Annotated in this window: 25 protein-coding genes; 9 read left to right on the plus strand and 16 right to left on the minus strand. The window is 73.6% G+C overall.

Annotated features, from left to right (window positions below):
* The first annotated feature begins 263 nt into the window (after nucleotides 1-263).
* Together AC3ANS_RS22840 and AC3ANS_RS22845 are read left to right on the plus strand one after the other, a co-directional pair.
* Nucleotides 264-2,201 (plus strand): glycosyltransferase family 2 protein, encoded by a 1,938-nt coding sequence (locus AC3ANS_RS22840; RefSeq protein WP_488293862.1) that lies wholly within the window; start codon nucleotides 264-266, stop codon nucleotides 2,199-2,201.
* On the plus strand, nucleotides 2,198-3,454 hold the full coding sequence (locus tag AC3ANS_RS22845; protein ID WP_488293863.1) for an acyltransferase family protein: 1,257 nt from the start codon (nucleotides 2,198-2,200) through the stop codon (nucleotides 3,452-3,454). Before AC3ANS_RS22840 ends, AC3ANS_RS22845 begins: the two co-directional genes overlap by 4 nt.
* On the opposite strand, the gene AC3ANS_RS22850 is transcribed toward AC3ANS_RS22845, so the two are convergent.
* The 3 genes from AC3ANS_RS22850 to AC3ANS_RS22860 form a co-directional block, all read right to left on the minus strand.
* Nucleotides 3,438-4,109 carry a hypothetical protein gene (locus AC3ANS_RS22850; protein ID WP_488293864.1) on the minus strand — a complete coding sequence of 224 codons (672 nt, stop codon included), beginning with the start codon at nucleotides 4,107-4,109 and terminating at the stop codon, nucleotides 3,438-3,440. The genes AC3ANS_RS22845 and AC3ANS_RS22850 overlap by 17 nt on opposite strands.
* 34 nt (nucleotides 4,110-4,143) lie before the next feature.
* A complete protein-coding gene (locus AC3ANS_RS22855; RefSeq protein ID WP_488293865.1) occupies nucleotides 4,144-5,244 on the minus strand; it encodes an alpha/beta hydrolase in 1,101 nt (366 codons plus the stop codon).
* Nucleotides 5,245-5,360: 116 nt separating this feature from the next.
* Entirely contained in the window at nucleotides 5,361-7,469 is a 2,109-nt protein-coding gene (locus AC3ANS_RS22860; protein WP_488293866.1) for a RecQ family ATP-dependent DNA helicase, read from the minus strand.
* A 124-nt stretch (nucleotides 7,470-7,593) separates the two neighbouring features.
* On the opposite strand from AC3ANS_RS22860, the gene AC3ANS_RS22865 reads away from it, so the two are divergent.
* Nucleotides 7,594-8,166, plus strand: a complete 573-nt coding sequence (locus AC3ANS_RS22865; RefSeq protein WP_488293867.1) for a hypothetical protein — start codon at nucleotides 7,594-7,596, stop codon at nucleotides 8,164-8,166.
* Nucleotides 8,167-8,187: 21 nt separating this feature from the next.
* Here the strand turns inward: AC3ANS_RS22865 and AC3ANS_RS22870 are convergent, their stop codons facing one another.
* From AC3ANS_RS22870 to AC3ANS_RS22880, 3 genes are all read right to left on the minus strand, one after another.
* Complete coding sequence (locus AC3ANS_RS22870) at nucleotides 8,188-8,640, minus strand: hypothetical protein (RefSeq protein ID WP_488293868.1); 453 nt, start codon at nucleotides 8,638-8,640, stop codon at nucleotides 8,188-8,190.
* Nucleotides 8,637-9,371: a 2-phosphosulfolactate phosphatase gene (locus AC3ANS_RS22875; protein WP_488293869.1), complete on the minus strand. Its 735-nt coding sequence runs from the start codon at nucleotides 9,369-9,371 to the stop codon at nucleotides 8,637-8,639. Before AC3ANS_RS22875 ends, AC3ANS_RS22870 begins: the two co-directional genes overlap by 4 nt.
* Before the next feature lie 124 nt (nucleotides 9,372-9,495).
* Nucleotides 9,496-11,415 (minus strand): M13 family metallopeptidase, encoded by a 1,920-nt coding sequence (locus tag AC3ANS_RS22880; RefSeq protein WP_488296551.1) that lies wholly within the window; start codon nucleotides 11,413-11,415, stop codon nucleotides 9,496-9,498.
* A 162-nt stretch (nucleotides 11,416-11,577) separates the two neighbouring features.
* On the opposite strand from AC3ANS_RS22880, the gene AC3ANS_RS22885 reads away from it, so the two are divergent.
* Nucleotides 11,578-12,990 (plus strand): hypothetical protein, encoded by a 1,413-nt coding sequence (locus tag AC3ANS_RS22885; protein WP_488293870.1) that lies wholly within the window; start codon nucleotides 11,578-11,580, stop codon nucleotides 12,988-12,990.
* On the opposite strand, the gene AC3ANS_RS22890 is transcribed toward AC3ANS_RS22885, so the two are convergent.
* The 3 genes from AC3ANS_RS22890 to AC3ANS_RS22900 are packed head-to-tail and all read right to left on the minus strand — an operon-like array spanning nucleotide 12,991 to nucleotide 15,737.
* On the minus strand, nucleotides 12,991-13,953 hold the full coding sequence (locus tag AC3ANS_RS22890; protein ID WP_488293871.1) for an NADPH:quinone oxidoreductase family protein: 963 nt from the start codon (nucleotides 13,951-13,953) through the stop codon (nucleotides 12,991-12,993).
* Nucleotides 13,954-13,990: 37 nt separating this feature from the next.
* On the minus strand, nucleotides 13,991-15,226 hold the full coding sequence (locus tag AC3ANS_RS22895; RefSeq protein WP_488293872.1) for a M15 family metallopeptidase: 1,236 nt from the start codon (nucleotides 15,224-15,226) through the stop codon (nucleotides 13,991-13,993).
* A 43-nt stretch (nucleotides 15,227-15,269) separates the two neighbouring features.
* Nucleotides 15,270-15,737, minus strand: coding sequence for a DUF6174 domain-containing protein (locus AC3ANS_RS22900; RefSeq protein WP_488293873.1), 468 nt, complete (start codon nucleotides 15,735-15,737; stop codon nucleotides 15,270-15,272).
* 53 nt (nucleotides 15,738-15,790) lie between these two features.
* Here AC3ANS_RS22900 and purU point away from each other — a divergent pair, with 53 nt between their 5' ends.
* Complete coding sequence (purU, locus tag AC3ANS_RS22905) at nucleotides 15,791-16,648, plus strand: formyltetrahydrofolate deformylase (RefSeq protein ID WP_488296552.1); 858 nt, start codon at nucleotides 15,791-15,793, stop codon at nucleotides 16,646-16,648.
* Nucleotides 16,649-16,720: 72 nt separating this feature from the next.
* Here purU and AC3ANS_RS22910 read toward each other — a convergent pair whose 3' ends face one another.
* From AC3ANS_RS22910 to AC3ANS_RS22920, 3 genes are read right to left on the minus strand one after another with little or no spacing between them, the layout of a single operon-like run.
* Nucleotides 16,721-16,903: a hypothetical protein gene (locus AC3ANS_RS22910; protein ID WP_488293874.1), complete on the minus strand. Its 183-nt coding sequence runs from the start codon at nucleotides 16,901-16,903 to the stop codon at nucleotides 16,721-16,723.
* Nucleotides 16,900-17,094 (minus strand): hypothetical protein, encoded by a 195-nt coding sequence (locus AC3ANS_RS22915; protein WP_488293875.1) that lies wholly within the window; start codon nucleotides 17,092-17,094, stop codon nucleotides 16,900-16,902. Before AC3ANS_RS22915 ends, AC3ANS_RS22910 begins: the two co-directional genes overlap by 4 nt.
* Nucleotides 17,095-17,143: 49 nt before the next feature.
* A complete protein-coding gene (locus AC3ANS_RS22920) occupies nucleotides 17,144-17,359 on the minus strand; it encodes a hypothetical protein (RefSeq protein ID WP_488293876.1) in 216 nt (71 codons plus the stop codon).
* Nucleotides 17,360-17,490: 131 nt separating this feature from the next.
* Here AC3ANS_RS22920 and AC3ANS_RS22925 point away from each other — a divergent pair, with 131 nt between their 5' ends.
* From AC3ANS_RS22925 to AC3ANS_RS22935, 3 genes are read left to right on the plus strand one after another with little or no spacing between them, the layout of a single operon-like run.
* Nucleotides 17,491-17,943, plus strand: a complete 453-nt coding sequence (locus AC3ANS_RS22925; protein WP_488293877.1) for a VOC family protein — start codon at nucleotides 17,491-17,493, stop codon at nucleotides 17,941-17,943.
* Between the two features lie 22 nt (nucleotides 17,944-17,965).
* The gene (locus AC3ANS_RS22930; protein WP_488293878.1) at nucleotides 17,966-18,439 is read left to right on the plus strand and encodes a GNAT family N-acetyltransferase; all 474 of its coding nucleotides are present in this window, start codon (nucleotides 17,966-17,968) and stop codon (nucleotides 18,437-18,439) included.
* Nucleotides 18,436-19,044: a pyridoxamine 5'-phosphate oxidase family protein gene (locus tag AC3ANS_RS22935; protein ID WP_488293879.1), complete on the plus strand. Its 609-nt coding sequence runs from the start codon at nucleotides 18,436-18,438 to the stop codon at nucleotides 19,042-19,044. Before AC3ANS_RS22930 ends, AC3ANS_RS22935 begins: the two co-directional genes overlap by 4 nt.
* On the opposite strand, the gene AC3ANS_RS22940 is transcribed toward AC3ANS_RS22935, so the two are convergent.
* Genes AC3ANS_RS22940 through AC3ANS_RS22950 form a run of 3 tightly spaced genes read right to left on the minus strand, consistent with a single transcriptional unit; the run spans nucleotide 19,034 to nucleotide 25,428 of the window.
* Entirely contained in the window at nucleotides 19,034-20,446 is a 1,413-nt protein-coding gene (locus tag AC3ANS_RS22940) for an MFS transporter (protein WP_488293880.1), read from the minus strand. The genes AC3ANS_RS22935 and AC3ANS_RS22940 overlap by 11 nt on opposite strands.
* Before the next feature lie 9 nt (nucleotides 20,447-20,455).
* Entirely contained in the window at nucleotides 20,456-22,726 is a 2,271-nt protein-coding gene (locus tag AC3ANS_RS22945) for a YhgE/Pip domain-containing protein (RefSeq protein ID WP_488293881.1), read from the minus strand.
* Complete coding sequence (locus AC3ANS_RS22950; protein ID WP_488293882.1) at nucleotides 22,723-25,428, minus strand: MMPL family transporter; 2,706 nt, start codon at nucleotides 25,426-25,428, stop codon at nucleotides 22,723-22,725. The genes AC3ANS_RS22945 and AC3ANS_RS22950 overlap by 4 nt, the downstream gene beginning before the upstream one ends.
* Before the next feature lie 47 nt (nucleotides 25,429-25,475).
* Between AC3ANS_RS22950 and AC3ANS_RS22955 the strand changes: the two genes are divergently transcribed.
* A complete protein-coding gene (locus AC3ANS_RS22955) occupies nucleotides 25,476-26,105 on the plus strand; it encodes a TetR/AcrR family transcriptional regulator (RefSeq protein WP_488293883.1) in 630 nt (209 codons plus the stop codon).
* Nucleotides 26,106-26,117: 12 nt separating this feature from the next.
* Here AC3ANS_RS22955 and AC3ANS_RS22960 read toward each other — a convergent pair whose 3' ends face one another.
* Nucleotides 26,118-26,693, minus strand: coding sequence for a TetR/AcrR family transcriptional regulator (locus AC3ANS_RS22960; protein WP_488293884.1), 576 nt, complete (start codon nucleotides 26,691-26,693; stop codon nucleotides 26,118-26,120).
* Nucleotides 26,694-26,724 lie beyond the last annotated feature (31 nt).

The raw sequence follows: 26,724 nt of genomic DNA on the forward strand, positions 1-26,724 counted from the left end.
CCGTCTCGTGACCGGAACCACGGCCGCTCAGCTTGCATGTGCGGCGCCCGACTCGACACGGTGGAGGTCGAGCGCGACTCACGCAGCGCGCCTTTCCGCCGGCCCCAGCCGCGCCGACCGACCTGTGCCCCCCGCCAGACCGTCTCCAGCCCGCCGCAGCCCGGCCGCAGCCCCCAGGCGCAGCCCCGGCAGCCACCACCGCCGGCACCGTCCGCCCGCGCGCCCACCCACCCCGCGCGTCCGCCGAACCGAAAGGTCCCGCCGTGTCCCTCACCCTCGACCGCCGCCCGCCCGCGCCCTCCAGCCGACCGGCCGCGGGCCGGGTCGGCTCGCCCGACGAGGTCGTCTCGCCCCAGGTCCGCAGCCGCCTCGTCGTTCCCCGCCCACGCCGCCGCGAGATCGTCGCGGTCATCGACCCGGTCTGGGCCCTGCCCGGCACCGACGTCACCACCCGGGTGCGCCCGCCCGCGGACGTCGTCCGGGCCGCGGCCGAACGGCTGACCCGCTTCCTCCAGCCCGGCGAGGTCGTTGCCGCCACCGACGACGGTCGGCTCAGCCTGCGGCTGCGCCGCGAGGACCGGGCCGCCCGGCCGGCTCGTCTTCAGGAGATGGCCTACCACGCCGTCGAGACCCTGGACGCGCTCGGCGACCGCGACCGGTCGCAGGGCGTGGTCGACCTCGGCGTCGGCTGGGCACACATCTCCCGCAAGCAGGAGCCGGCCCAGGCCGAGCGGCACGCCGCCGACGCCGCGGCCGAGTCCGTGCGCGAGCGCGACCTCCAGCCCCGCCTCCAGGGCGCCCACCTGCGCCAGCGCCGGCCGCGGGTCAACCTGTGGAGCGCCGGGCGCCAGGTGCTGCTGGCCACGGTGGGCGTCGCCCTGGTGCCGTTCCTGGCACTGGTCGGCCTCTACACGGTCGGCCTCGACGTCTCCAGCGTCGTCTACTGGACGCTGGTCACCGCGCTCGCCGGGACGGCCGGCCTGATCTGGTTCGAGTGCGCCCACGCGCTCGACCCCGAGCGCCCGCCCGCCAGCCCGAGCACCCCCGCACCCCCGGCGACGGCCGTGATCGCGGCGTACCTGCCCAACGAGGCCGACACGATCCTCCAGACCGTGCGGCACTTCCTCGCCCAGGAGTACGCCGGCGGGCTGCAGGTCGTGCTCGCCTACAACACCCCCGTGCCGCTCGACGTCGAGGCCGACCTCGCCGCGCTCGCGGACGCGAGCCCGGGCCTGGTGGTCCTCAAGGTGCCCGACAGCACCTCGAAGGCCCAGAACGTCAACGCGGCGCTCCGGGTCGCCAACGGTGAGATCATCGGCATCTTCGACGCCGACCACCACCCGATGCAGGGTGCCTTCGACCGGGCCTGGAGCTGGATCGCCGACGGGGCGGACGTCGTGCAGGGCCACTGCGTGATCCGCAACGGCGACGAGTCGGCGCTGGCCAAGCTGGTCGCCGTCGAGTTCGAGCAGATCTACGCCGTCGCCCACCCCGGACGCGCCCAGCTGTTCGGGTTCGGCATCTTCGGCGGCTCCAACGGCTACTGGCGCGCCTCCGCACTCGAGCGGATCCGGCTGCGCGGCTCGTTCCTCACCGAGGACATCGAGGCCTCGGTGCGGGTGCTCGAGGCCGGCGGCCGGATCGTCAACGACCCGGGTCTGGTCAGCCGTGAGCTCGCCCCGGAGACGCCCCGGTCGCTGTGGAACCAGCGGATGCGGTGGGCGCAGGGCTGGTTCCAGGTCTCGTGCCGGCACTTCTGGACGGTGCTGCGCTCACCGGCACTCACCCTGCGCCAGCGGCTCGGCGTGGTCTACCTGCTGGGCTGGCGCGAGCTCTACCCCTGGATCGCGCTGACCGCGTGGCCGCTGCTGGGGTTCTACGCCTGGCGCGACGGCGGCCTCGACCTGACGTCGCCGATCTTCCTGCTGCTGACGCTGTTCACCACGGTCTCCGGACCGTTGCAGACGGTCGCCGCCTGGCGCCTCGCGGTGCCCGAGGTGCGCCGGCACCGTCGCTGGTTCGTCGCCGCCGCGATCGCGAACGTGCTGTTCTACACCGAGCTCAAGAACGTCGTGAACCGCGTCGCCCAGCTCAAGCAGCTGCGCGGTGAGCGACGGTGGGTCGTCACGCCGCGCAGCGCCGGCAACAGCTCCGGGGCCGTCGGCTCCGGTGCCACCGGCGACCTGGAGGTGGCGGCATGACCCAGGCCCCGACCCTCGTTCGTGAGCAGACCGACTCGGTCACCGCACCGTCGGCACCCGGCGGCACCCGCAGCCCGCAGTACCCGCTGGGGTGGCTGCGCGGTCTGGCCGCGCTGTGCGTGGTGACCTTCCACTCCTACCAGCACAACCGCACCGGGCCGGACGCGACCTGGCCGTGGTCCGGAGCCGCCCACCAGGCGATGCTCGGGACCGACCTGTTCGTCGACATGTTCTTCGTGCTCTCCGGCCTGGTGCTGTGGCTGCCGGTCGCCCGTGCGTGTGCCGACCGCAGTGGCAGCCGGCCCGGTCGGATGCTGTTGCTGCGCCGGATGGCGCGGCTCTACCCGCTGTACGCCGCGATCGTGCTCGTCGTGTGGGCGCTGACCAACCCCTCCCTGCCGGGGCACTGGCAGGACCTGGTCATGCACCTGACGTTCACCCAGATCTACAGCGACGAGTACATCTTCTGGACCGACGGGCCCGCCTGGTCCCTGGCCGTGGAGTTCCACTTCTACGTGCTGATGGCCCTGGCCGTCCCCGTGGTCAACCGAGCCGTCCGCCGCCAGGAGAGCCGCCGCGCCCGGCTGGCCGTCGCGTCCGCGCTGCCCGCGCTCTGCGCGGCGATCGGCGTGGGCTACCTGCTCTGGGCCACCGTGCTCACCACGCAGGACGCCGAGAACTGGTCGGTGTGGTACTCCGCACCCTCCCGCGGCGTCGACTTCGCCCTCGGGATGGCCCTCGCGGTGCTGGTCGCCGCCGGGGTGCGCCTGGGCAGAGGGGCGCGCCTCGCGCTCGGCCTCGGCGGCCTGGTGGGACTCTCGGCGCTCGTGATGACCCGCCCGATCGACGTACCCACCGCCAGCGAGTGGTGGCACCCGTTGTACGCCGCGGCCGTCACGGCGCTGCTGGCCGGCGTCGTGCTGCACGAGGGCCCGTGGTCCCGCGCGTTCGACTGGAAGCCGCTGGCCTTCGTCGGGACCCTCGGGTACGGCGTCTACCTCATCCACGAACCGGTGATGCGAGTGCTCGGATCCCACGGCCTGCTGCCCGACGCGCGCCCGGGGTCGTTCTTCCTCGTCACCGCGGTGCTGGTCGCGGTGCCCAGCCTGGCGCTGGCCTGGCTCAGCTCACGGACCTTGGAGCCGGCTGGTCTGCGCCTCCACGCCACGCTGGACCGGTCGGGCCGGCCGCGCGACTACTACGACCACGTGACGGACACGCCCGACGCGGACCGGATCACGGCTGAGCGCTGACCCGTTCGGCGAGGCGCACGGCGGCGTGACGGACCAGGTCGGCGGAGTCGGGATCGGCGGCCGCCTGCTCCGGCACCTGGCCGCCGAGCAGCCCGGCGGGCTGGGTCAGCCACGCCCAGACCTTCCACGGGTCCATCCGGGCGGCGAGCAGCGGCTCGAGGACCGGCGCGAGCTCGGGCCGCAGCTCGCCACGGGTGGTGAGCTGGAACCCCGGCACGATCGTGCGCTCGTCGGCGTGGACCACCAGCAGGCGGTGCTCGCCGCCGGCCTTGTGCACCGCGAACCGGGTGGCGTCCACCGAGGTCCCGCGCAGCTCACCCAGCGTCTCGTAGGTGAACCACAGGCCGGCGAGCAGCTCCTCACGCACCCGCGCCTGGCGCGCCACCTGGACCAGCTGCACCGGCACCGCGTGCTGGGGGTCGGTGCCCTCACTGCGCAGCAGCCGCTCCAGGTCCTCCAGCTGCACGCTCGCCATCGGCAGCCCGGTGTTCGGGTCGGTCCAGGCCGCCCGGCCGTGCTCGTCGCGCTCGTACGTCGGCAGCCCGGCCGCGCCGAGGTGGGAGCCGAGCCCGAGGCCCTCGAGCCAGGTGGCGAGGCGCTCACCCAGCTCCGCGGCGCGGGCGTTCTCGTCGGGCGTGCCGTCCTGCGAAGTCATACCCCCAGAGTGCCGCACCCGGGACGGCGGACTGTCACCGGTCGACGGAGAGCGCCGTGTCGAGGAACTCCACCACGCGCCGGCCCCACTCGGCGGGAACGGTCCGCAGGCCCTGGGTGTGACCGCAACCGGGCACCGTCCAGACCTCGACCGCGTCCGGCGCGGCCTGCTCCAACCGCATCGCGGCGAGGCGCTCGGTCTCGACGTCCCCTGCCGTGACGAGCAGGAACGGCGTCCCCCGCTCCGCGGCGGCGGTCACGGAGTCACGCAGCGGTTCCGGCGCCGGGGCCGGGGTCAGCAGCCCGGCGACGGCATAGGTCAGCTCGTCGACGGCCTTCTGCAGGTGGCCGCGGACGCCGTACGCGTCCAGGTATCCCTTGTCGGAGGCGACCCGGTTGGTCGCTCCCTCGGCCACGACGGCGTGGACGCGGGCGTCGACCCCGGCGGCGCCGATCGCCGCCTCACCGCCCATCGACAGCCCGAGGAGACCGACCCGGCCGGGGACCACTCCGGGTCGGTCGAGGACGAAGTCCACCGCAGCCGTCGCATCCCGCTCGCCCCACCACCCGAAGTCCATGCCGCGCCCGCCGCTCTCGCCGTGGCCGCGGGCGTCGAGGAGCAGGACGCCGTAGCCGGCCCGGGCCAGCACCGCCGCCTGGTCGAGCGCGCCCGTGCGGGTGGAGCCGGCGCCGTGCAGCACGACCACGGCCGCGCCGTTGCTCGGCTCCACCCACCATCCGGCGAGCTCGACCCCGTCAGTGGTCCGCACGGTGACGTCGTCGTAGGCCAGCCCGAGGTCTGCCGGCGTGCGCGACCCCAGACCGGGATGTGCCGGGAAGCTGGCGGCGACGCCCTGGCCCACCGTCCACGCCGCCAGGTATGCGGTGACCAGCAGCGCCGGGATCGTCAGCACCCACCATCGCCGCCGCGCCCGCGACAGCAGGCGCCGGGAGGAGCGAACCGCCGCGACCGCACCGACGGCGAGAAGGAGCGTGCCGAGGAGCCCCACGACACCGGCGCCCTCCTTGCTCAGGTGTGGCACCGCGAGACCGAGCCCGGCCGAGGCGACCACGGCGGAGCCGGCGAACGCCGACCCCGCAAGGACGTTGCGCCACCGAGACTGCTGCTCAGGCACGGCATCGACGCTACGGACGCAGCTCGGCCAGGCACCAGGGCAGTAGGTCATGCCCTCACGCCGACCACGACGAACTCCTCGGAAGACTGACCCCGAGACCGATCCGCGAGATGCGGTCAGGTGGTGGTGGCCAGCACCAGCGGCCGGACCGCGGCGGCTCCGGCGCGGCGTACGGCGCGGGCCGCGAGCGTGAGGGTCCAGCCGGTGTCGGTGCGGTCGTCGACGAGGAGCACCCGCAGGCCGTCGAGCGGCTGGTCGGCCTGCAGCGCGAACCGGCGCCCCACCGCGGCGACCCGCTGGGCGGAGTTGGCCGCACCCTGCCCGGGCACGACCTCGGGGTTGACGATCGCCCAGCGGCCGACGACCGGCACCCGCAGGTAGCGCGAGAGGCCGGCGGCCAGGTCAGCGGTGAGCGACGCGTGCGTCTGCGACTCCACGACCACGATGCCGTCCACCGGCGGTCGCCAGTCGCCGAGCACCTCGACCACCGCGCGGACCAGCGGCACCGGCACCGCGCCGTCCGGCGTGGCGGGCGCGAACAGCTCGCGCAGGGCCTGACCGTGACCGAGGTCGGTGAGCCGGGCGACCGCACGGCCCTCCTCGGCGGCGTCGGCGATCTTGCCCTTGAGGTCGATGCCGAGGTTGGCGAGCGCGGTGGGCCACATCTTGCGGGGCTCGACGACCACGCCCGGCCGGGCCAGCCGAGCGCCGGCCTCCTCGAGCGAGGCGGCCGAGACCTCCGCCGAGAGGGTCAGCCCGCCGCAGTTGTCGCACCGCCCGCAGTCCTCGGCCTCGGGGTCGTCGAGCTGGTCGCGCAGGAACCGCATCCGGCACGCGTCGGTCGCGATGTAGTCGAGCATCGCCTGCTGCTCGCGCTGCCGGGCCTCGGTGACCCGCAGGTAGCGCTCCTCGTCGTAGACCCACGGCCGGCCGGTGGACTCCCAGCCGCCGCGGACCCGGCGTACGGCGCCGTCGACGTCGAGCACCTTGAGCATGGTCTCGAGGCGGGTGCGGTTGAGGTCGACGTAGGTCTCGAGGGCACCCGTGCTGAGGGTCCGCCCCTCGGCGGCGAGCACCTCGAGCGTCTGGCGGACCTGCTCCTCACGGGGGAACGCCAGGGAGGCGAAGTAGGCCCAGATGTCGCGATCCTCGGTCGCGGGCAGCAGCACCACGGTCGCGTCATCTGTCCCGCGCCCCGCACGGCCGACCTGCTGGTAGTAGGCGACCGGTGAGGGCGGGGCACCCATGTTGACCACGAAGCCGAGGGTGGCGTCGAAGCCCATGCCGAGCGCGCTGGTCGCGACCAACGCCTTGACCCGCCCGTGGACGAGGTCCTGCTCGAGCGCGTGCCGCTCGGTGGTGTCGGTCTGCCCGGAGTACGCCGCGACCTCGTGGCCGCGCGAGCGCAGGTAGTCGGCGATCTCCTGGGTGGCCGCGACCGTCAGGCAGTAGATGATGCCCGAGCCGGGCTGCTCCGCGAGGTGATCGGCGAGCCAGGCGAGCCGCTGCTCGGCGGTCTTCAGCCGCACCACACCGAGCCGCAGCGACGCGCGGTCGAGCGAGCCGCGCAGCACCAGCACGTCGCCCATCGAGCCGTGACCGGCGCCGAGCTGCTCGGCGACGTCGGCGGTGACCCGGGAGTTGGCGGTCGCCGTGGTGGCGAGGACCGGGATGCCGTCGGGCAGATCGCCCAGCAACGTGCGGATGCGCCGGTAGTCGGGCCGGAAGTCGTGGCCCCAGTCGGAGATGCAGTGCGCCTCGTCGACGACCAGCAGCCCACAGGTGGCGGCCAGTCGCGGCAGCACCTCGTCGCGGAACCCGGGGTTGTTGAGCCGCTCGGGGCTCACCAGCAGCACGTCGACCTCGCCCGCGGCGATCGAGGCGTGGATCGGCTCCCAGTCCTCGATGTTGGTGGAGTTGATCGTCACCGCGCGGATGCCGGCGCGCTCGGCGGCCGCGATCTGGTTGCGCATCAGGGCGAGCAGCGGCGAGACGATCACCGTGGGCCCGGCACCCCGCTCGCGCAGCAGCAGGGTCGCGACGAAGTAGACCGCGGACTTGCCCCAACCGGTGCGCTGCACCACCAGCGCGCGGCGCCGATCGACCGCGAGCGCCTCGATCGCCGACCACTGGTCGTCGCGGAGCGCGGCGTCCTCGCTGCCGACGAGCGCCCGCAGGTGGGCCTCAGCACGCTGGCGTACGTCGGCGGTGGTCGAGGTGGTCATGGCGCCCTGTCTACCAGCGCGCTCCCACGCCGCCGTACGCCCGGACGTATCTGGCGTGAGCCAGGTCACTCCTGACCACCGATGCGGCTCGTACGGGCGGGCCCCCACACCAGCAGGAGCACCGATGAGCAACCACCGCACTCTCGCCTTCGCCGCCGTCGCGGGCCTCGCCACCCTCGGGTTGGTCGGCGCCGCCACCACGTCCAGCTCGGCGAACGCCGACCGGTCGGCCCCTCACCAGGGTCAGCGGGTCCCGGCGAGGGCCACCGCACCGGTCAGCTGCAACGGCGGACCGCTGAAGAGCATGAGCAGCAGGCTGTCCGCCGAGCCGTTCTCGTTCCCCGGGACCAACGGAGCCAACGTGGCCGTGCCGGGCGCCCAGCTGTCGTTGACCGGCCCGCGGAAGGGAACGGACACGGTCCTGGTGACGTTCACCGCCGAGAGCTACTACTCCGGGACCGGGTGGATGAGCCTGCAGCTGCACAGGGACGGGGTGCCGGTCGCGCCGTACGCCGACAACGGCAGCCCCTTCGCGTTCACGTCCGAGTCGGCCTACCACGGCGACTCCGCCCAGTTCTGCACCAAGATCGGCCACGGCGTCCACACCCTGGCCCTCCAGGCGAGCACCACCGGCGACTCCACCACGGACTCCGGCTGGCTCGACGACTGGACGATGACCGTCGAGCGCTTCGAGTGAGCGCCGGCGGGACTCGCCGACTCAGACCAGCCAGGCGCCGTCGCGCATGAGCGTGCGGCCGGCGATCTCGTCGGCCTCGCGCCAGGCCTGCACCCGCTCGGGACGCAGCACCAGGTAGACGTACCCGCTGCTGTCCCGAGGATCCCAATCGGCCTGGGCGGCGTAGGCCTCGCCCAGCTCTCCCGCGGCTGCGGTGGGGACCGTCCGTTCGAGCACCGCGTCGACCATCGTCACGTCGCGGGTGAGCCCGACGGCCAGCCGGGCGCGACCCGAGGCAGCCACGTCGCGGGCGGTGCGGGAGGTCTCCTGCACCGCCACGACCAGACTCTCCTCGGTCCAGGCGAGCGAGAGCGGGACGAGGTGCGCCTCACCGGCCGCCGACGCGGTCGCGACCCACACGTCGATCGCGGGTGTCGCCCACAACGCCAGGGTGTCGGCCTTGCGGGTCGCGAGATCACGGGGTCCGGTCATCATGCCTCCACGAAAGCGTGGTCCACGAGCAACGGTACGGCGGCGCACCGGTTCACCTCGCCGGCGATCGCCACGTCTTCGGGGAAGCCGGCGTCGACCAGCTCGCGGCCACTCGCGCAGGCCACCAGGTCCTCGGGGAACCGGGCGGCCCGGAACGCCTGCTCGGCCAGCCGGGCCTCCGGGCTCAGGTCGGTCACACCGAGGTCGGCAAGTGCCGCCACCACTGCGCCCGCACCCCACAGGTCCTCGACCGCCGGACGCAGCGAGCCGTCGGGCCAGCGCTCCCCTGCGGCCACCAGCGCCACCGTCGCGCCTGCGGGCAGCCAGCGCGCGACCGCGGAGGCGTTGCGCAGCGCGGCGCCGACCACCGGCACGCCCGTGTCGGCGAGACCGAACGAGATCGAGGAACCGTTCGGCGACGGCAGCACCAGCCGCTCCACCCCGGCCGCCGCGCGGACCGACGCCGGCGACAGGCTCACCCCGGTGCGCTCGGACCGCCCGGTCGCGAGCACCGCGTCGCGCTCCGCGGCGTACGCCGCCGCCCGCTCATCGCGCCACCGGAACGGGAACACCGTCATCCCGCGCTCGATCGCGACGCTCAGCGTGGTCGTGAACGACAGCACGTCGACCACCACCGCCACGTCCGCCCCCGCCGCGATCGCCGCCGCCCCGGTCGGCCCCCACTCGAACCGCAGCCGGTACGAAGACTGAGCATGAGCCCCGGTGTCGGTCATCTCGCTCCTCGCCTACCTGTGCCACACCGTCGGACGATCAACCCGAAGCCGCATCCGGGGCCCCGCGTGTCCTTGTCCGCAAGCCGGCGCAGCCGGCTTGCGGACAAGGACACGCGAGACCCGGTTACCAGATCCGGACCCGCTCGGTGGGGTCGAGCCAGAGCTCGTCGCCCTCGACGGTGCCGAAGACCTCGTGGAACTCGTCGAGGTTGCGCACGATGTTGGCGCGGAACTCCGGCGGGCTGTGCGGGTCGATCGTGAGGTACTGCTGCTCCTGCTCCTTGCGGCGCTTGGTGCGCCAGCAGTAGGCCCAGTTCATGAACAGCCGCTGACGGTCCTCGGCGGACGCCGAGCCCCCACGGGCGATGAGGAAGGCGGTGTGGCCGATCGTCAGGCCGCCGAGGTCGCCGATGTTCTCCCCGACGGTGAGGGCGCCGTTGACGTGCTCGCCGGGCAGCGCGCGCGGCTCGAAGGCGTCGTACTGCTCGATGAGCGCCTTCGACTTCACCTCGAACGCGGCCTTGTCGTCGGGCGTCCACCAGTCGTTGAGGTTGCCGGCGCCGTCGTACTGCGCACCCTGGTCGTCGAAGCCGTGGCCGATCTCGTGGCCGATGACCGCACCGATCCCGCCGTAGTTCTCGGCGTCGTCGGCGTCGGGGGAGAAGAACGGCTTCTGCAGGATGCCCGCGGGGAAGCAGATCTCGTTGGTGCCGGGGTTGTAGTAGGCGTTGACGGTCTGCGGCAGCATGAACCACTCGTCGCGGTCGACCGGCGACCCGATCTTGCCGAGCTGACGGTCGGTCTCGAACGCCGAGGCCGCGGCGACGTTGCCGAGCAGGTCGTCACGGACGACCCGCAGCGCGGAGTAGTCGCGGAACTTCTCGGGGTAGCCGATCTTGGGCCGGAACGTGTCGAGCTTGTCGTAGGCCCGCTGCTTGGTCTCCTCGGTCATCCAGTCGAGCTTCTCGATGGACACGCGGTACGCCGCGAGCAGGTTGGCGACCAGATCGTCCATCATCGCCTTCGCGCGCGGCGGGAAGTGCCGGTCGACGTACTGCTTGCCGACCGCCTCGCCGATCGCGCCCTCGACCAGCGCGACGCCACGCTTCCAGCGGGCCCGCAGCTCGGGGGTGCCGTTGAGGGTGCGGCCGTAGAAGTCGAAGTTGGTCTCGACGAAGTCGTCGGTGAGGTAGGCGGCGGCGGTGCGCAGCACGTGGGAGAGCAGCCACTGGCGCCAGTCGTCGAGCGACACCTCCTCGAGCACGCCGGAGAGGTGCTCGAAGTACGACGGCTGCCGCACGCACACCTCGGCGAGCGTCCCCGCGTTGCCGCCCAGGTTGGTGACGTAGGCGTCCCAGTCGAACGCCGGGCAGAGCTCGACGAGCTCGGCCTTCGTCAGCAGGTTGTAGGTCTTCTGGACGTCGCGGGTCTCGGCGCGCTCCCAGTGGCCGGCGGCCAGCCGGGTGTCGATCGCCAGCACGGTCGCGGCGGCGGCGGCCGGGTCGGGGTGCTCGCCGAGACCGAGCAGGGTCGTGAGATAGGCGACGTACTTGTCCCGGATCTCCGCGAACTTGTCGTCGCGGTAGTAGGACTCGTCGGGCAGTCCGAGGCCGCCCTGGACCAGGTTGAACAGGTAGCGGTCGGAGTCCTTGCTGTCGGTGTCGACGTAGGACCCGAACAGGCCGTGCCCGCCGATCCGCTCGAACTCGCCCAGGAACGCCGCGAGGTCACGGATGTCGCGCAGCGCGCCGACCGCGTCGATCAGCGGCCGCACGGGCGCGAGACCGTGACGCTCGATCGTGGCGGTGTCCATGAACGAGGCGAACAGATCGCCGATCTTGTGGGCGTCCTCGTCGACGGGCTCGCCGGCCTCGACCTTGCGCGCCAGGTCCTCGATGATCGCGTGGACCTGCTCCTCCGCGACGTCGGCGAGCTGGACGAACGGCCCCCAGCTCGACCGGTCGGAGGGGATCTCGGTCTCGTCGAGCCAGCGCCCGTTGACGTGGCCGAAGAGGTCGTCCTGGGGCCGGATCTCGGGATTCATGCCCGGACGGGCGTCGTCGAGGATGCTCACGGCGACGACAGTAGCCGTGGTTGCCGACGCGCATGCCCCGCCTTCGCGCAGAGCGAACGAGGTCGCGGGACCTAGGACCATGGCGGGCGGTGGCCCGGGGTGCCAGAGTCGGTTCGATCCGGAGGTATCGCCATGCGCTCACCACGTCACCTCGTCTCCCTGCTCGCCACCCTCGCGCTCGCCGTCCCCGGCGCCCTGGTCGCCGGACCCAGCCCCGCGGCACCTGCCGTCCCCGAGGGCCGCGGCGCTCCGGGCACCTGGTCGAAGGTCACCACCGGCAACGTCATCAACATCGCGGAGCCGGGGCTCTACCGCACCGCCGACGGCGTGCTGCACGTCGTCTACCAGCGGGGCGGGACGTCGGACACGCTCGCGTTCACCAACATCGGCCCGTCCGGCACGACCACGGCCACCGGCGTCGCGGTGGACGGGTGGGCCGGGCTTCCGGAGGACCCCAAGATCGTCGGTACGCCGGACGGCGGCATGCGGCTGGTCTTCGGCGGCATCCGGGACGTGTCGACGGGCGGCCCCTACGACACCGGTCAGATGTTCAGCGCCACCTCCGACGCCGCCGGCACGACCTGGACCCTTGCGTCCGGAGCGCTCACGGAGAGCCACTCCGCGTACGCCAGCTACGGCACCGGCGCCACGACCCTCGCGGACGGCACGCCGGTCGTCTCCTTCCCGCTCAACTCCACGATCACCTGGAGCACCGGCGCGGCGGACCAGACGTTCACGGTCGACTCCTGCTGCACGTACAACTCCGCGCTCGCCCGCGACGGCGGCGACGTCTGGGTGGCCTGGTCCGGCAACGGGAACAGCCAGGCCACGGCCGGCATCTTCGTCCGCCAGCTCCTGCCGGCCGAGGGCGCCACGGCCAAGGCTCCTCAGTCCAGCGAGGGCACCGACCTCGTCTCGCCCAGCCAGTCGACGGCGTTCGTGGCACGACCCGGCGGTGGCCTGTACGCGGCGTACTGCCTGGGCTACCCCACCTGCGACGCGGTGGGCCTGTGGCGCATCGGGTGGGCCAAGCCGGTGATCGTGCCCGGATCGAAGGACGCCCGCGACATCGCCCTGTCCACCGGACCCGGCGGCCGGCTCTGGATCGCCTGGACGACGTACGACGACGTGCGGGTGGTGCACACCAGCACCACCGGCACGCACTTCGGAGCGGTCCGGACGATCACGCCGCCGGCGTCCGTCGACAGCCTGTACGGCGTGTTCCTCGCCGGCTCGGACGGGTCCGCCGACGTGCTGATCAACAGCGGCACCGCACTGTTCCACCAGCAGGTGCTGCCGGGCCTGTCCCTGAAGGCGGCCCCCCAGCGGTGGCGCCACGGCCAGCGCCAGGAGGTGCGGTTCACGGTGACCGACGCCGGCGTGCCGGTGCCGCAGGCGAACGTGTCCGCCGGCGGGCAGTCCTGCTCGACCGCCGGCAACGGCGGCTGCACGATCGTCTTCTCCCCGTCGGGCAAGCACAGCTTCCGGGCCACGGCCCGGCACGCGGGCTACGGCGCCGGGACGGTGCGGCTCACCGTCCGCTGACTACCGCACCCGCACGACCGACTTGCCGAGCGTGCGGCGCTCCTCCATGTCGACCAGGGCCCGCCCGAGGTCGTCGAGGTCGTACGTCGCCCCGATCGGCGGCCTGATGACGCCGGACTCGATCATCGGCACGAGCTCGGCCCACTGCTGCTGCATGTAGCCGGGGCGCATCATCGCGTAGGCACCCCAGCCGACACCGCGGACGTCGACGTTGTTGAGCAGCAGCCGGTTGACCTTGACCTCGGGGATGCCCTGGCCGGCGGCGAACCCGACCACGAGCAGCCGGCCCTGGGCCGCCAGGCAGCGCAGCGAGTCGGTGAACACCGAGCCGCCGACCACATCGACCACCACGTCGACGCCGCGTCCGTCGGTGAGTCCCATGACCGTGTCCTTGAAGCCGTCGAGCAGCACGGCCTCGTCCGCGCCGGCGGCCCGGGCGACCTCGGCCTTCTCCTCGGTGCTGACCACGGCGATGGTGCGCGCGCCGTACCCCTTCGCGACCTGGAGGGAGGCGGTGCCGACCCCGCCGGCGGCCCCGTGGACCAGCACGGTCTCGCCGGCCTGGAGGCCACCGCGCTCGGCGAGCGCGAACTGCGCGGTGAGGTAGTTCATCGGCAGGGCCGCGCCCTCCTCGAACGACATCCCGTCCGGCAGCGCGAACGTGAACATCGCCGGGTTGGCGACCAGCTCGGCGGCGCCGCCGTACCCGTTGACGCCGGCCACCCGCTGGCCGGGCTCGAACGGCCCGCCGCTGACGACGGTGCCGGCGAAGTCGACGCCGAGCGTGAACGGCAGCTCGGGCTTGAGCTGGTACTCCCCCTTGCTCAACAGCAGGTCGGGGAAGGAGATCCCGACCGCGTGCACCTCGACCAGGACGTCGTCGGGGCCGGGCGTCGGCTCGGGTACGTCGTCCACGACGACGTCGGCGGGTCCGGTGGTCTGGTGCACTCGGGCGGCTCGCATGGCCAGACCGTAGCGGGCACCCGGCAGACCGTGCGGCTCAGCGCGGCTCGACCAGGCGGTTCATCTCGAAGTGCATCGGGTCGGTGTAGTGCCAGTCGCCGCCCCACGTGAAGCCCCAGTGCTTGAAGATCGCGACGACGCCCCGGTCCATCTCGCCTGCGGTGCCGCGCTGGTTGCCGGGCACGTTGAGGTCGAGGGCGAGTCCGAACGCGTGGTTGGACAGCGTGGTGCTGCCCGCGATGAAGCGGGGGTAGTAGCAACCGGCGTACTCGCCGGGGTGGATCTTGTCGGCCAGTCCCTGCGCCCTGACGTCCTCGAGGGCGGCGCGCAGCTGGGGGAACATCAGCCGGTTGCAGGTGACGTTGCCGAGGATCGGGACCGGCTCGGTCGCGATGTGCGCGGCCACCCAGGCGGGGTCGGGTGCGATGTGACCACCCGAGAGCACGGAGTAGCGGAAGGTGCCGACGGCATCCGCGATCGTCCCGACGACCACCGCGGTCTGGACGGCGCCGGGGTCGAGACCCTCGCGCGCGACGACGTCGGTCATCTGCACCGACGCCTCGGTGCCGTGCAGGATCTGCTGGATCGGCTTGCGCAGCGCGTCGGGGGCGGTGCCACCGGTGCGGATCAGCAGCGCGTTGCCGGGGGTCATGTGCAGCGTCGGGATCCAGGTCTCGTTGACGACCGCATCGACCAGCCAGGACTGCTGCGCGTAGGCGCCGACATGGACCTTCGTCGCGTCCTCGGTGCTGCCGAGCGCGAGGAACCCGCTGTCGTCGAGCGGCACCCGCTTGCGCAGCGCCGGCCGGATCGCCAGCTCACCGCCCGCGACCCGGTCCCACACCTGGTCGGTCTGGGCGCTCGCGGAGGCGGTCACCCAGTTGCGGTACGTCGCGGGGTCGACCGCCGCCACGCTGAGCGCCCGGTTCTCGATCGGAATCGACACGAGCGAGACCTGCTCGACGTCGAGCACGCCGTCGAGGTGCCGGATCCGGTCGACCGTGGCCTTCGGGATCGTCTTCGCCCCGTTGGCGACGATGTCGGGCGGGGAGATCAGGCCGGTACGCCGTCCGGGCGGGTCGACCGCGTGCGCGGGGTCGAGCGCGGGCTCGGCCGTCTGGCCACCCGCGGCCGCGCTCGCCGACGCGGACCCGCTGGGCGAGGGGTCACCGGTGCCCTCGGCGCCTGACGAGCCGGTGCATCCGGTCGCGAGCGCGGCGAGCAGCACCACGAGAACCCCCGCGGTCGTCGTGCGCGCGCGCCCGAGTGCCATCACATCCCTCCCCGCGCTCAGGGTACGTCCTGATCCGGCACCGTCAGTCCGCCCAGCCGACCCGCCCGCGCAGACCGGACACCTCGTAGCACTCCTCGTCGTCGATGGTGTCCTGCCGAGGGTCGATGCTCACCGAGGTGATCAGCCCGGCGTCGTTGCGCTCGACCTTCACGACCGCCTCGGGTCCGGCGTTCTCGATCTTCGCCTCGAGGTCAGCGAGCGTCGGCACGTCCGCGAGCGTCGGCTTCGGCGTCCGGCCCACCGGCTCGGCCCGGATCGCCTCGCCGCCCTCGACCCGGACCCGGTAGGTCCCGATCAGGCTCCGCTCGCCGCAGCTCGACGTCAGGACGAAGGAGTAGGCCAGGGGCGGTGTTCGCGGGGTGGCGGGACCGGAGCCCGGGTACGTGGCATCCGTCGAGGCCGGGCCGCTCGCCGGCTCCGGGACCGACCCGTCACAGCCCGCGACGACGAGCAGCGGCGCCACCGCGAGCACCGCCAGCATCCTGCGCATGGGGATCCGACGCCTCCGACCGGAATGGGGTTCCCCGGCGGCCCGATGGGAGACTGTCCCTCGTGTCCGAGTTCGTGCTGATCCTCTCCTGCCCCGACCGCCCCGGCATCGTGCACGCCGTCACCGGATTCCTGGCCGAGCGCGGCGCGAACATCACCGAGAGCCAGCAGTTCGGCGACCCGCTCAGCGGCCGCTTCTTCATGCGGATCGCGGTCGACGTCCCCGGCGAGGTCGACGAGGCGGCGCTGCGCGAGGAGTTCGCGCCCGTCGCCGAGACGTTCGAGATGCGCTTCGAGATCCGCGACGCGGCCGCGCCGTACCGCACGATCATCATGGTCTCCAAGGACCTGCACTGCCTCAACGACCTGCTGTTCCGGGCGAGCACCGGGGCGCTCGGCATCGAGGTCGCGGCCGTGGTGTCCAACCACCCCGACGCAGCGACGATGGCGGCGTCGTACGGCGTCGCGTTCCACCACGTGCCGGTCACCGCGGACACCAAGGAGCAGGCGGAGGCGCGGGTGCTGGAGCTCGTCGCGGAGCTCGACGTGCACCTGGTGGTCCTGGCGCGCTACATGCAGATCCTCTCCGACCACCTGTGCCGGGAGCTGGACGGCCGCGCGATCAACATCCACCACTCGTTCCTGCCGAGCTTCAAGGGCGCGAAGCCCTACCACCAGGCGTTCGACCGCGGGGTGAAGCTGGTCGGCGCGACCGCGCACTACGTGACCGGCGACCTCGACGAGGGCCCGATCATCGAGCAGGACGTGATGCGCGTCGACCACGGGTTCTCCCAGGCGCAGCTGGTCTCGGCGGGGCGCGACGTGGAGACCCAGGTGCTCGCGCGCGCGGTGCGCTGGCACGCGGAGTCGCGGGTGCTCCTCAACGGGCACCGCACGGTCGTCTTCCGCTGACTCGCCCCACTGCCGAGTCGGCGCGTCTGCACGCTCACCGAGGCCGAGCAGACGCGCCGAGTCGGCCCTGAGTCAGGCCGACCACCGGATGGCCTCGACGGCCAGGTCGGCGGCCTGGTAGACCCCGGCCAGGTCGGGCCGGCGCTCCATGAGCTCGACCAGGTCACGGGCCCGGGCGGCCGCCCGGAGCTCCTTGACCGTCGTGGTCGGTGGCTGGCCGGTGCGTTGCCGGCGTACCCGTGTCGCGGTCGTCATCGGTGGTGAGTCCCTTCCCGTCGGTGGGGTGCGTGCCCCTCGAGCCCGAGGACCCACCACGCTCCGGCGTACGCCGCAACGGCAGTCGGGAGATCCTCGAACCGCTCGGCGAGCGCGAGGGCGCCCAGGACCAGCGCGGCCGTGGCGACGAGTACGTCACGGGCCGGGTCGTTCGACCGCTGGCCCCACATGCCCTAAGTCTAGGGACCTACTTTGTCAAGTACAGCAGCGGGTCGACGATCAGGCAGACCAGCGGATCGCCTCCGCGGCGACGTCGGCGGGCTTGTAGACCCCGGCCAGGTCGGGACGACGCGCCATCAGGTCGACGAGGTCCTGCGGTCGCACGGCCACCCGTGGCTTGCGGGCCGGAGGCACGGACGTCTCAGCCGCCGGTCGAGGGCGGTGGCGCTCGGGCGTCGCGAGTGTCTCCAGCGCCTTCAGGGTCGTTCCGGTCATCGTGGTCATCGTCGTCCCTCCTGGTTCGTGTCCCCCTCGGGGGGCCCGTACCCCTCCCGATCGGCGGCACTCCACGCGTCATGAGGTTTGCCGCCTCAGCGATCCCGCGGCCGCGGCGTACCGTGGCCGAGGTGAGCGCGAGCCATCCCTTCGTCGCCCAGACCGTCCTCGACTGCCGCCGCCCGCGGGTGCTCGCCGAGTTCTACCGCGAGCTGCTCGGCTACACCTACCGGCCCGGCGACGAGCCCCCGGCGCCCGGCGCGCCCGACCCGCGGGGCGAGGACTGGCTGGTCATCGGCCCCGCACCGCACGACCGGTCCGACGGGCGCGGCCTGGCATTCCAGGCCAACGCCGAGTACGTCGCGCCGGTGTGGACGCCCGGCCCGGACCGCCCCGGTGACCAGCAGATGATGCTCCACCTGGACATGACCGTGCCCGACCTCGAGAGCCTCGAGGCGCAGCGGGCACGGGTCCTCGAGCTCGGCGGCACCGAGGCGTACGACCGCAGCGACGACGAGGAGGAGCCGCTCTACGTCTTCACCGACCCGGCCGGACACCCGTTCTGCATCTTCGTGTCCGGGTAGCCCGCGCCGATAGCCTGCGCGCGTGGCAGGCCAGATCAGCACCGACGATCCGCGGGCGGCGGACGTCCATGCACTGCTCGTGCGGCACCTGGCGTTCGCCGACGAGCACAGCCCACCCGAGGACGTGCACGCCCTGGACGTCGAGGGTCTCCTGGACCCGGCGATCACGTTCGTGTCCTACCGGGCGGACGGTGAGCTGCTCGGCGTCGGCGCGCTCAAGGACCTCGGGGACGGCCACGGCGAGCTGAAGTCGATGCACACCGCGGCCGAGGCGCGTGGTCGTGGCGTCGCCGGGGCGATCCTCACCCACCTCCTGAGCCTGGCCCGCGACCGCGGTCTCACCCGGGTGAGCCTGGAGACCGGCACGCCCGAGGCGTTCCGCCCGGCACGCTCGCTGTACGACGGCCACGGGTTCGTCGAGTGCGGGCCGTTCGGCGACTACGCCCCGAGCGCCTACAGCACCTTCATGACCCTCGAGCTGGGTGACCACCAGTGAACGACCCCCTGAGCGAGCGCGCCGCGCTCGACGCGCTCCTCGACTCCCAGTGGGCGGGCGTCCTCTCCTGCGTCGCCGACGGCGAGCCGCTCGCCGTGCCGATGCTCTACGCCCGCGACGGCGACCGGGTGCTGTTGCACGGGTCCACCGGCGCCGGCGCGCTGCGGCGGGTGGCGGCCGGTGCACCCGCGGTGCTCACCGTGTTCGTCGTCGACGCGCTGGTGGTCGCTCCTACGACGTTCGAGTCCTCGGTCAACTACCGCTCGGCGACGCTGTGCGGCCCGCTGGAGCGGCTCTCCGACGAGGACCGCGAGGCCGCGCTCGACCGGTTCAGCGAGGCGATCCTCCCGGGCCGGACCGCCGAGGTGCGCCGCTCCACCCGCAAGGAGCTGGCCGCGACCATGGCGCTCGCGCTCCCGATCCACCCAGGCGCCTGGGTGCTGAAGGTCGCCGACGACTGGCCGGCCACGCCCGAGGAGGCCGGCGCCGACTCGGGCGTGTGGAGCGGACTGGTGCCGGTGCGCCAGGTGCTCGAGCCGCCGGTGCCCGCGCCCGGTGCGGACGGCCTGCCCGTGCCGGAGTCCGTACGCCGACTCACCCGCTGATCTCCTGCGGGGCGGGCGTGCGGATCGTCAGCCACGACAACACCCCGCCGGCCGCGAGCAGCGCGGCGCACACGACCGTCGCGTTCCCGTACGCCGCGTCGAACTTCACCGGGTCGGCGTACTCCGCGCCCCCGAGCCCCACCGCGGCCGGCAGGGCGGCGACCGCGAGCAGCGAGCCGGCGCGGGCGACCGCGTTGTTGACGCCGCTGGCGATGCCGGCGTGCTCGTCGGACGCCGCGGCCAGGACGGTCGCCGTCAGCGGTGCGACCATCAGCGCCAGGCCGAGCCCGAAGACCACCAACGCCGGAAGCACGTCGGTCCAGTAGCTGACGTGGGCGTCGACCCGGCCGAGCAGCAGCGTGCCGGCCGCCATCACCAGCGGACCGACCGTCATCGGCACCCGCGGCCCGATCCGGGCACCGAGCGCGCCGCCCCGCGACGCGAGCAGCAGCATGCAGATCGTGATCGGCAGCGTGGCCAGGCCGGCGCGCAGTGCGCCGTACCCGCTCACGGTCTGCAGCTGCAGGACCAGGAAGAACAGCACGGCGCCGAGCGCGGCGTACACGACGAGCGTCATCGCGTTGGCCGCGGTGAACGTGCGGTCGGCGAAGATGCCCAGCGGCAGCATCGGGTGGTCGCTGCGCCGCTCGTCGAGGACGTACGCCGCAGCCGCGGCGACCGCGACCGCTCCGGCCCACGGCGCGAGCGGGCCACCCCACTCGGTGAGCCCGTAGGTCAGGGCGCCGAGGGCCAGTGCGGCGAGGACCGCGCCCGGGACGTCGAAGCGGCGGGGCGCGTGCGGGTCGCGGGTCTCCGGGACGGTCCGCTGGGCGATCAGCACGGTGAGCGCGGCGACGGGGAGGTTGATCAGGAAGATCCAGCGCCAGCTGGCGTACTGCACGAGCACGCCGCCGACCAGGGGGCCGATCGCGGCGGCGATGCTGGTCAGCCCCGACCAGGAGCCGATCGCGCGGGCCCGGTCCTCGCGGGCGAACGCACCTTGGATCATCGCCAGGCTGCCGGGGGTGAGCAGGGCGGCGCCGACGCCCTGGAGGATCCGCGCCGCGATCAGCGTCACCGGGGTCGGCGCGAGACCGCAGGCCAGCGATGCAGCCGCGAACCACACCGTGCCGACCACGAACACCCGGCGCCGGCCGAACCGGTCACCGAGCGAGCCACCCAGGAGGATCAGGCTGGCCAGCGAGAGCAGGTACCCGTTGGTGATCCACTGCAGCTCGGCCAGCGAGGCGTCCAGGTCCTCGCCGATCGTGTGCAGCGCGACGTTGACGACCGTGCCGTCGAGCATCGTCATCCCCGAGCCGAGCACCGCGGCCGCGACGACGGCCCGGCCCGTCGGCGTGCCGAGCCGGACGCCGGTGCCCGGACCGCCGGCGTCACCCATCGGGCCACCCTAGTGCGAGACGAGCACCCCGACCTCGGTGTCCGTGCCGGCCGGCGCCCGCAGGTCGGCCGGCGTGACCGTGGCGGCCCGGCGCGCGGCCCGGGTCGCCAGCACGAGGCCGACGACCCCCCACGCCACGAGCACGAGCACGGCGGACAGGGCGGTGCCGTGGCCGGTCACGCCGGCGTGCACCAGGTCGGCGGCCGCCGGCACCGGCAGGAGCCCGTGCAGCATGCGCACGGCTCCCGGCGCGGTGTCGATGGGAAGCAGCCCGTTGAGGAGGAGCACCTGCACCGCGAGGAGCACGAGCACGGTGGCCCGGCCGCGACTCGAGCCGAGCAGCGCGACGATCCCCTGCACGAGCGCGGCGAACGCCGCCCCGGCGAGCACGAGCCCGGGCAGCAGGACACCCAGGCGGGTGAGGGAGACGTCGAACAGCATCAGCGCGGGTACCACGAGCAGCGCCTGCGCCACGCCACACAGCAGGCCGGGTCGCCAGCCTGCGAGCGCGACGCGCCAGGGGAGGCCGGGCTCCTGGAGCCGCGAGGGCGGCAGGGCCGGGCGCAGCAGGTAGACCAGCGCGGCACCCAGCCAGAGCGCCAGTGCCACCACGGCGGGGGTGATGCCCAGCCGGGTCGCCTCGGTGGGCCCCGCGACGTCGCTCTCGCCGACGATCGGAGCCGCGACCGCTTGCGCGAGACGCTGCTGCTCGGTCTCGGACATGGACGGCAGGGCCGCCGCGCCGGAGCGCAGGCCCTCGGCCAGCTTGCCGGCCCCGGCGTGCAGCCGGTCCGCTCCCCCGGCCAGCCGGCCGGCGCCCGAGGCGAGGTCGCCGGCCCCGTCCGCCGCCCGAGTCGCTCCGGTCGCCAGGCTCCCGGCTCCGTCGGCCAGCTCGCCGGTGCCGGCGGCCAGCCGGTCGGCGCCGCTGGACGCCGACCCGGCACCGGTGGCGAGCCGGTCCGCGCCGGCCCCGATCTCGGTGGCCCCGGCTGCGAGCCGGTCGGCCCCGCTGCTCAGCCGATCGGCTCCGCTCGCCAGGCGTCCGGCACCGTCACGGAGCCGTCCGGCGCCGTCCGCGGCATCGCTCACACCCTGAGCCAGGGCGGGCGCCGCGTCCGCCAGCCGTCGCGAGCCCGAGGCAACGGCAGCAGCCCCGCCCACCAGCTGGTCGGCCGTGGTGCCGTCGGCACCCACCGCCTGGGTGGTCCCGGCGCACAAGGCGGCGTAGCGGGCGAGCGTCGGGTCGACCGCGCAGGCCTGCTGCCAGCCGCGCAGCACCTGCGCCCAGCCCGAGACGCCCTGGCTCACGGCAGCTGCGCCGTCGGCGAGCTGGCCGGTCTGCGTCGGCAGTGATCGGACGCCGCTCGCCAGGTCGCCCAGCCCGTTCGCCAGCGTGCGAGAGCCGGTCGCCAGCTGGCCGGCGCCGCGGCCCAGCCGGTCGACGCCGGCCCCGAGCCGCGTCACCCCATCGGCCAGGCGACCAGCCGCACCCGCCAGCTCGGCGGCGCCACCGGAGAGGCGACCCAGCCCCTGGGTCAGCTCCTGAGCGCCCGAGCTCGCGGTCGTGCTGCCCTCGTCGAGGCGGCGGGCCCCGGAGGCGAGGGTGCCCACGCCCGTGCCGAGCTCGCGCGCCCCGTCGGCCAGCGTGCCCGCACCCGAGCTCAGCGTGGCCGAGCCGTCCTCGATCCGGCCGGCGGCGTCGACCGCGCTGCCGAGGCTGACCCCGAGCTGGGCGGTCTGGGCGTAGAGACCCTGGAGGTAGGTGCCGGTGATGCGGCGGCCCAGGGAAGCCGCGGCGGTCCGGCTGACGTCGTCGCTGACCAGCCCGAGGAGCGCGCCCGAGCCGTCCGCGCTGCGGACGGTGAAGGCGGCCTGGCTGGGCTCGTTGCGCGAGAGGGCGGCGACCGTGGCCGAGAAGGTCTTCGGGATGGTCACGACCGCGTCGTACGTCCCGTCGTCGAGACCCGACCGGGCGTCGGCGGCATCGGTGAGCTGCCAGTCGAGCCGCTGCCCGGAGCCGGCGGCGTCGAAGCCGGAGTCGGAGCCGGTCCCGGTGCCTTCCGGGGAGGTCAGGCCGGCCGCGAGCAGCCGCCCGGCCGCGATGGTCTGCGCCTGGTCGCCGGTGCCGGTGGTCACCGGCTCGTCGAGGTTGACCACGGCGGCCGAGATCCGGTCCGTGTCGGCGACTCGGTCGCCCAGCGACCACAGGGCCATCGCGGCCAGCAGCGCCGGGAGCAGGACGAGCGCGACCAGCGCCCGGAGGTTGCGACGGCGGATCACGAGACTGTCTCCTTCTCGGCGACCGCGAACGGCCGCAGCGTGTGGTGGGGTACGCCGGGCTCGCCGCTCGCCCCGGCGACGACCGTCGCCCCGGCCTCGGCCAGCGCGGCCAGCCGGCGCCAGTGCTCCTCCTGGACACCTCCGGCCGCCTCGTCGACCCCGTCGACGACCACGAGCAGGTCCGAGCCGCCGGCGGCCAGGCTCGTGAGCCGGTCGACGGTGGCGATGCCGGGGAACCGGGGCAGGTACCAGACCCGGGCCCGGACGGCGAGGGTCTCCGCCGGCAGCACCCGGTCCTGCACGACGAGCACGCCGTCGCTCAGGGGGAGCCGCCCGGCCAGCGTCGCGAGCAGCGCGGCGCGGGTCTGCGTGTCGGCCAGGGCCACCACGCTGAGCTCACCGGTGGGGACCACGAGCGTGAGCGGCGGCAGCACGGTCCGACCGTGACGGTCGACCACCGCGGCCCCCTCGGCACGCACCGCGACCGGCCCGTGCTCGCGCACCCACGCCTCGTGCTCGAGGTGCGCCACGAGACCCGCTCCCTCGACGTCGAGCTGCGGCACCCGCGCCTCGAGCCACCGGGGCAGCCACCAGGCGCCCCGGCCGAGCAGGGTGAGCACGGCGGGTACCAGCGTCATCCGGACCAGGAAGGCGTCGACGAGCACGCCGACCGCGAGGCCGAGGGCGATCGGCTTGACGATCGCATCGCCGTGGGGGACGAACGCGGCGAAGACGCTGAACATGATGATCGCGGCGGCCGCGACCACCCGGGCGCTCGCGGTGAAGCCGGTGACGACCGCGCGGCGGGCGTCACCGCCGTGCGCCCCGCCATGCATGTAGTCCTCGTGCATGCGGGACACGAGGAAGACCTCGTAGTCCATGGCCAGCCCGAACAGGACGCCCATCAGGATGATCGGCAGGAACGAGATCACCGGTCCCAGCCGGGAGACACCCAGGGTGTCGGCGAACCAGCCCCACTCGAAGACCGCGGCGACCGCGCCGAAGGACGCCGCGACCGAGAGGACGTAGCCCAGCGTCGCCTTGACCGGCACCGCCACCGACCGGAACACGATCGTCAGCAGCAGCAGGGAGAGCCCGACCACGACCAGACCGAACGGCAGCAGCGCGCCGGAGAGCCGGTCGGACACGTCGATGGTGACGGCGGTCTGCCCGGTGACCTCGAGGTCGGTGACGTCGTACTTCTCCTCGAGCGCGGTGTGCCGGTCCCGGATCTCGCGGACCAGATCGGCGGTGGCCGGGTCCGTCTGGCCGGCCTCCGGCACCACCTGGATCACCCCGAGGTCGCCGGTCGGGTTGGGCGTCGCCACCGGCACGGCGGCCACTCCGTCGAGGCGTGCCAGGTCGGCGGCCAGGTCGTCGACGACCCCGACCGGGTCGGTGGTGCGGATGATGTCCACGGTGACGAGCAACGGACTGTTCCACCCGGGACCGTAGGCGTCGCTGATCAGGTCGTAGGTCACCCGTGAGGTGCTGCCCGGCGGGTCGGAGCCGCGGTCGGGGAGCCCCAGGTCGAGGTCTCGTGCGGGCAACGCCAGCACGACCAGCACGGCGGTGGTGAGGACGACGGTGAGCACGGGAGCGCGGGTCACCCAGTGCACCCACCGGGCGCCCATGCTGTGGCCGGCACCCGACGCCGCGTCGACGACTCCGTGCCGCGCCGCCCGGGATCCAGGTCGCGGGCGGAGTCGTTCCCCGGCGAGGGCCAGGATCGCGGGCACGAGGGTGAGCGCGACGGCGACGGCGACCGCGACGCCCGCCGCGGCCGCGAACCCCATCACGGTGATCCCCGGGATGCCGACGACGATGAGGCCGCACAGGGCGATCATCACGGTCGTGCCGGCGAAGATGACCGCACTGCCGGCGGTCGCCACCGACCGCGCGACCGACACCTCCACGGCCATGCCGGTCGCGAGCTGGGTCCGGTGGCGGAACACGATGAAGAGGGCGTAGTCGATGCCGACCGCCAACCCGATCATCAGCGCGAGCGTCGGGGTGGTGCTGTTCACGGTGGTGAAGGAGGCGACGGCGAGCAGGCCGGCCATCGTGGTGCCGACCCCGACCAGGGCGGTGAGGATCGGCAGGCCCGCGGCCAGCAGCGACGCGAACGTCATCGCGAGCACCGCCATCGCGATCACCACGCCCAGACCCTCGGTCGCGCTGAGGCTGACCTTGGTCGTGGTGAAGACCGACCCCCCGAGATGCACCGCCAACGGACTCGACCCGGGCACCTCGACGGCGTCCTCGAGGTGGCTGAGCGTGTCACCGTCGAGGTCGCTGAGTCCCTCGTCGAGCAGGACCTGGGCGAGCGCCTCGTGGCCCCCGTCGGAGAGCAGGTACTCCGAGCCCGGGGCGAACGGGTCGATCACCTGCGCGACGTGGTCGACGCCGGCGACCTTGGCCAGGACCCGGCGTACCTCCGCGCGATGGTCCGCGACCTGCTCGCCCTCGGGGGCCACGAACAGCACCTGGGCACTGGTGCCGGCCAGCAGGGGGAACCGGTGGTCGAGGGTGTCGAGGCCGCGCTGGGACTCGGTGCCGGGAATCGAGAGGTCCTGCTGGAGATGACCACCGAGCAGGCCTGCCGATGCTCCGGCGAGGATGAGGAGCGCCAGCCAGGCCATCACGACCCAGCGAGCGGATCCGACGGCGAACCGGCCGAGCCGGTAGAGGTACGAGGACACGTTCAATACGGTAGCGTATTGAATACACGAATGAATCGAGGGTGCACATGACCACCGCCACACCCCCGCCCAGCCCCGCCCCCCGGCGCCGGGAGAACACCCGCGCGAGGCTCGTCGAGGCGAGCTTCGGCGTGTTCGTCGACCAGGGCCTCAAGGGGGTGACGGTCGACGACCTCGTGGGAGCGGCGGGCTACACCCGGGGTGCGTTCTACTCGAACTTCTCCAGCATCGAGGAGGTCTTCTTCGAGGTGTTCCGCGACCGCGGCGAGAGCATGCTGGCCGCGGCGTCCGCCGCCGTCGACGCGGTGCCCGAGGAGGACTTCACGATCGAGTCCATCGGCACGGTGCTCGACGCGGTCCGGGCACAGGGCCGGGAGTGGTACATCCTGCACGCCGAGTTCACGTTGCTGGCGCTGCGCGACGAGCGCGCCCGGGAGGTGCTCGCCGACTTCTCCGAGAGGTTCCGGGTCCGCGTGGTGGGGGTCATCGAGGACGTGCTGCGCCGCCTCGGCCGGGTTGCGGACCGGCCGACCGAGGAGCTCGCCGAGATGGTGGCCGCCCTCCACCTGCACGCCCTGGGCCAGGGCTTGGTCGGATCCGCCGTGCTCGGTGCCGACGGGATCAGCATGGAGACGGTCTCGGCCCTGGTGCTCGGCTTCTCCCACCCGGCCGGCTGACCGAGCAGGTCCTCAGCCGGCTCCGGGGTCCTGGAGCACCCGCGCGGCGATCCACGCGATGTCGTCGGCGGTGTCCGCGGGGCTGCCGGAGGGCTGCATCACGTGGCTGAGCACCACCCGCACCACGACGTCGATCGCCGCCTCCAGGCGCCGGCCCTCGATGTCGAGCGCGTACGGCGCGAGCCGCTCGGCCACGACCAGCTTCGCCGCAGCGAGCAGCGATTCTGCGTGGGTGGTCAGCAGCGGCAGCAGCTCCGTGTCCGCTCCGTGCGTCGCGGACACGACGGCGTGCAGCAACAGGTTGTCCTGGGCCAGCTCGAGCACGCCGGCGGACGCGGCCCGGATCGCCCCGACCAGGTCGGCGGGATGCCGGTCGAACGCCTCGGACACCACGCCCAGGAACCGCTCCAGCTCGTGGCCGATCATCGCCTCGGCGAGCCCCGTCTTCGTGCCGACCTCGTTGTAGACCGTCTGCCGGCTGACCCCGACCCGCTCGGCGAGTGCCGCCATCGTGACCGTGGACCAGCCTGCGTCGGCCGTCATCGCGACCGCCGCGTCGACGATCCGCGAGCGCGTGGTCGGTGGCACCCCCCGAGTGTAGGGACCGTGCCCGGCCGGC

This window comes from Nocardia sp. 149-1B (genome assembly GCF_057747975.1).

Excerpts from the sequence above, each read along its gene's own strand:
- AC3ANS_RS22890 (WP_488293871.1), bottom strand. The coding sequence starts at position 13,953 with ATGCGAGCCGCCCGAGTGCACCAGACCACCGGACCCGCCGACGTCGTC.
- AC3ANS_RS22915 (WP_488293875.1), bottom strand. The coding sequence starts at position 17,094 with ATGTGGGGCCAGCGGTCGAACGACCCGGCCCGTGACGTACTCGTCGCC.
- AC3ANS_RS22910 (WP_488293874.1), bottom strand. The coding sequence starts at position 16,903 with ATGACGACCGCGACACGGGTACGCCGGCAACGCACCGGCCAGCCACCG.
- AC3ANS_RS22955 (WP_488293883.1), top strand. The coding sequence starts at position 25,476 with ATGACCACCGCCACACCCCCGCCCAGCCCCGCCCCCCGGCGCCGGGAG.
- AC3ANS_RS22920 (WP_488293876.1), bottom strand. The coding sequence starts at position 17,359 with ATGACCGGAACGACCCTGAAGGCGCTGGAGACACTCGCGACGCCCGAG.
- AC3ANS_RS22940 (WP_488293880.1), bottom strand. The coding sequence starts at position 20,446 with ATGGGTGACGCCGGCGGTCCGGGCACCGGCGTCCGGCTCGGCACGCCG.
- AC3ANS_RS22880 (WP_488296551.1), bottom strand. The coding sequence starts at position 11,415 with ATGAATCCCGAGATCCGGCCCCAGGACGACCTCTTCGGCCACGTCAAC.
- AC3ANS_RS22845 (WP_488293863.1), top strand. The coding sequence starts at position 2,198 with ATGACCCAGGCCCCGACCCTCGTTCGTGAGCAGACCGACTCGGTCACC.
- AC3ANS_RS22895 (WP_488293872.1), bottom strand. The coding sequence starts at position 15,226 with ATGGCACTCGGGCGCGCGCGCACGACGACCGCGGGGGTTCTCGTGGTG.
- AC3ANS_RS22865 (WP_488293867.1), top strand. The coding sequence starts at position 7,594 with ATGAGCAACCACCGCACTCTCGCCTTCGCCGCCGTCGCGGGCCTCGCC.
- AC3ANS_RS22870 (WP_488293868.1), bottom strand. The coding sequence starts at position 8,640 with ATGATGACCGGACCCCGTGATCTCGCGACCCGCAAGGCCGACACCCTG.
- AC3ANS_RS22850 (WP_488293864.1), bottom strand. The coding sequence starts at position 4,109 with ATGACTTCGCAGGACGGCACGCCCGACGAGAACGCCCGCGCCGCGGAG.
- AC3ANS_RS22875 (WP_488293869.1), bottom strand. The coding sequence starts at position 9,371 with ATGACCGACACCGGGGCTCATGCTCAGTCTTCGTACCGGCTGCGGTTC.
- AC3ANS_RS22860 (WP_488293866.1), bottom strand. The coding sequence starts at position 7,469 with ATGACCACCTCGACCACCGCCGACGTACGCCAGCGTGCTGAGGCCCAC.
- AC3ANS_RS22885 (WP_488293870.1), top strand. The coding sequence starts at position 11,578 with ATGCGCTCACCACGTCACCTCGTCTCCCTGCTCGCCACCCTCGCGCTC.
- AC3ANS_RS22900 (WP_488293873.1), bottom strand. The coding sequence starts at position 15,737 with ATGCGCAGGATGCTGGCGGTGCTCGCGGTGGCGCCGCTGCTCGTCGTC.